2 protein-coding genes and 1 pseudogene are annotated in these 3,459 nt (G+C 44.4%); all 3 read right to left on the bottom strand.

Translation table 11 applies throughout. The annotated features are described in order from the left end of the window. Positions 1-303: pseudogene (locus tag QZ359_RS03695) on the bottom strand (ABC transporter ATP-binding protein); the annotation flags it as partial. Between the two features lies 1 nt (position 304). Then, complete coding sequence (gene patA, locus QZ359_RS03690; RefSeq protein WP_293960172.1) at positions 305-2,011, bottom strand: multidrug efflux ABC transporter subunit PatA; 1,707 nt, start codon at positions 2,009-2,011, stop codon at positions 305-307. Positions 2,012-2,156: 145 nt separating this feature from the next. Beyond that, positions 2,157-3,459: DNA mismatch repair protein MutS (mutS, locus tag QZ359_RS03685; protein ID WP_293960169.1), on the bottom strand; the 1,303-nt coding region annotated here is incomplete at its 5' end.

Here is a 3,459-nt window from a genome sequence, read left to right as displayed (position 1 = left end):
CATCTCGTTGGTCGATTCTGCAATCACGCGCGTCATAAGACACATGTATATGACACTGGAGATAAAGAGAACCAAAACCAGCAGACCAAGATTGACCATGATTCCTGATAGACTCTGCCAAACAAGTTCTGGATTACCATCTTGATAAGCTTGAACTAAATTAGCTAACTGCGTCACTGCTTGTCCAGAAAAGACTGGAAAGAGGGCTTGGGCAAGAGTCGCTAGAACAATCATCAGAATAACAACTACAAATGATAACTTATAAACTTTAAAATAATTCCAAAAAAATTGAACTGTCTTCATTTTACTCCTCCTTTCCCTTCTGTGTTTCATAGATTTCACGGTAAACAGCATTGTTGGCAACCAAGTCTGCATGCGTACCTTGACCAATCAATCGTCCTTGATCTAAAACCAAGATTTTATCTGCATTGACAACCGAGCTAATCTTTTGCGCGATGATAATGGTTGTCGTCCCCTTCAGATCCTTATTCAAGGCTTCTTGCACCAGGCGCTCTGACTTGGCATCCAAGGCTGAGGTCGAATCGTCAAAAATCAGAATGCGCGGATTGCTGACAATCCCACGCGCAATCGACATCCTTTGTTTTTGCCCACCTGAGAAATTGGTTCCTCGTTCCTCAACTGGACTTTCAAAGGTTTTCTCCATACGATGAATGAATTCACTAGCCTGGGCAATATTGGCTGCGCGCCCCATTTCAAATAGAGTAGCATCTCCCTTACCCTGTCTCAAGTTATCTGCAATCGTTCCACTGAAGAGAATGGCACGTTGGAGAACGATAGAGACAGCTTTACGTAGGGTCCCTTCACTCACTTCTCGAATATCCTTTCCTCCGATTTTGATAGCCCCTTCCTGCGGGTCAAAGAGACGCGGAATCAATTGAGCCAAGGTTGATTTTCCTGCACCAGTTGCTCCAACGACACCAACCATCTGACCAGGTTCGATAGTAAAGGTCACATCTTTCAGCATTGGTTCCTTGTCCATTGGATAGGTAAAGGTTACATTTTCAAAGCTAAGACTTCCAACCAACTCTTCATCTGGGACATCCTTGAAGGTCATGGCTGGCTCTGCGTCAAGAATTTCTCGAATACGACGCATGGAAATCATAGCACGACTGACAGAATTTCCCAAAAATCCAACCATAACAATGGTAAAGATAATCTGGCTTAGGTAATTGACAAAGGAAGCAATGGATCCAACAACTGACGGATCCGACTGAACCATCCCTGCAACTAGCCAAATAGAGAGGAAGACCGCCCCATAACCGACCAACATCATAAAAGGTTCCACTACTGAAAAGGCATAACCGATGTAAAGATTTTGACCGAGTAGCTCGTCTGAAACCTCTGTAAACTTAGCAAACTGCTCTTTTTCTTGGACAAAGGACTTGACCACACGAACGCCACGCAAATTTTCCTTGGCAATGGCATTAATGCGTTCAAGAAGGGTTTGAAACTTGGCAAAACGAGGCCCCATCATTCCCATCATGACAGCAGTCAAACCAAAAATCAAGACCACCATGAGAACAATCACCCACCACAGCGAAGGAAGAGTTTGAACCGCAAGGATAAACGAACCGATGAACAAGAGGGGAAGTCTGAAAAGAATTTGGAAGGTCATCATGACCACGTTCTGAATCTGGTTGATATCATTTGTCATTCGAACGACTAGATTTCCCGCATTAAATTGTTCAATATTGGCATAAGAAAAGGTTTGGATTTTACGGAAGGCGTCCTCCCGAAGGTCAGATGAAACTCCTTGGGCAATATAGGCTGCAAGGATAACATTAAGCCCACCAGCAACCAAACCGACCAAGGCCACACCAATCAACCAAGCCCCGATACTATAAATAGCTTCATATTTCCCAGCAAGTAGGGCGTCTAACACTTCCTGCAGGTAACGCGGTTGCAAAAGTGAACTAGCAACCATCAAGCCTGTCATCAGGAGCGAAGCCAAGGCCTGCCACTTGTAGGTTTTTATTTTCTGAATCAGCATACTTTCTCCTTAAAAAATAGACAAAAGGGAGCGACAATGTGTCAGCTTCTTCTCATTCTGTTTGTGTGATGTTATTCTAGCAAAAAAGTGGGGGATTGTCAAAGAAGTCTCCTTGATACAGCTAGAATGACAAATAGTTCATTCTTTATAATTTTTGTTTTAACTCGACCAAGACATTCATAGCCTGCATAGGTGTCATATTGTAAACATCCAGTTTAGCTAATTCTGTTAGGATAGGATGGTCTGCTGGCGCGTCAAAGAGTGAAATCTGTTCAGTGACGGCACTTGTTTGTTTCATAGTATCTGGGCTTTCTGTACCCTGATTCTCTAACTGAGTCAAAATCTTATCCGCCCTTGCTAAAAGGTCTGCTGGCAAGCCAGCAATCTTGGCAACATGGATACCATAGGATTTATCGGCTGGTCCTGGTTCAATCTTGTGAAGGAAGGTGACCTGCCCATCCTGCTCCAAGGTTGCCACGTGAACATTGATCAAGTGTTCCAGGCTGGACTCTAGACTAGTCAACTCATGGTAGTGGGTCGCAAAGAGGGTCTTGGCTCCGATATGCTCATGAATGTATTCGATGATAGACTGAGCAAGAGCCATACCGTCATAAGTTGCAGTTCCACGACCTAACTCATCGAAGAGAATCAAAGAATTCTTAGTCGCATGCGAAATGGCATTGTTGGCCTCCATCATCTCCACCATAAAGGTTGATTGGCCTGAAACCAAGTCATCTGCTGCTCCGATACGGGTAAAAATGGCATCAAAAATCGGTAAATGGGCGCTTTCCGCTGGCACATAAGAACCCAGCTGGGCCATAACCGCCGTCATGGCTAACTGACGCATGTAGGTTGACTTCCCGCTCATGTTTGGCCCTGTAATCAGTTGAATACTAATATCTTCTGCCATCTGAATCGTATTGGGAATATAGGTCTGAGCCCCCATGACCTTTTCAACGACAGCATGGCGCCCTTTCTGGATATCAATTCGCGAATCATCTCTGAATTCAGGTCGAATCAAATGCTGGGTTTCAGCCACAACCGCCAGACTCTGTAAGACATCAACTGTCGCAATTCCTTGGGCTAGAGCCTGCAAACGCTGGATGTACTTGCTGACCTCTTCACGAATACGCATAAAAATTTCGTACTCTAGGTTAGCTGACTTCTCACGCGCCTCCAGCATATCTCCCTCGATACGGGCTAATTCTTCGGTTCCAAAACGTTCTGAGTTTTTCAGCGTTGCCTTGCGGAAAAAGTGAGCAGGCACATTTCCTAGTTGCGAATTGGTCACATGGAAATAGTAGCCATCTTTTTTATTGTAGTCAATCTTGAGAGTATTGATGCCAGAATTTTCTCTTTCCTTGGCCTCAATCTCAGCTATCCAGATGGTTCCTTCTCTCAGAACACGGCGGTATTTATCCAAGGTCTGTCTCTTATACACATCTGAC

Source organism: Streptococcus sp., from assembly GCF_019414905.1.
GTDB lineage: Bacteria > Bacillota > Bacilli > Lactobacillales > Streptococcaceae > Streptococcus.
Note: the sequence above shows the minus strand (reverse complement) of the source record. Positions and strands in the feature narration are given on the sequence as shown.

Excerpts from the sequence above, each read along its gene's own strand:
- patA (WP_293960172.1), bottom strand. The coding sequence starts at position 2,011 with ATGCTGATTCAGAAAATAAAAACCTACAAGTGGCAGGCCTTGGCTTCG.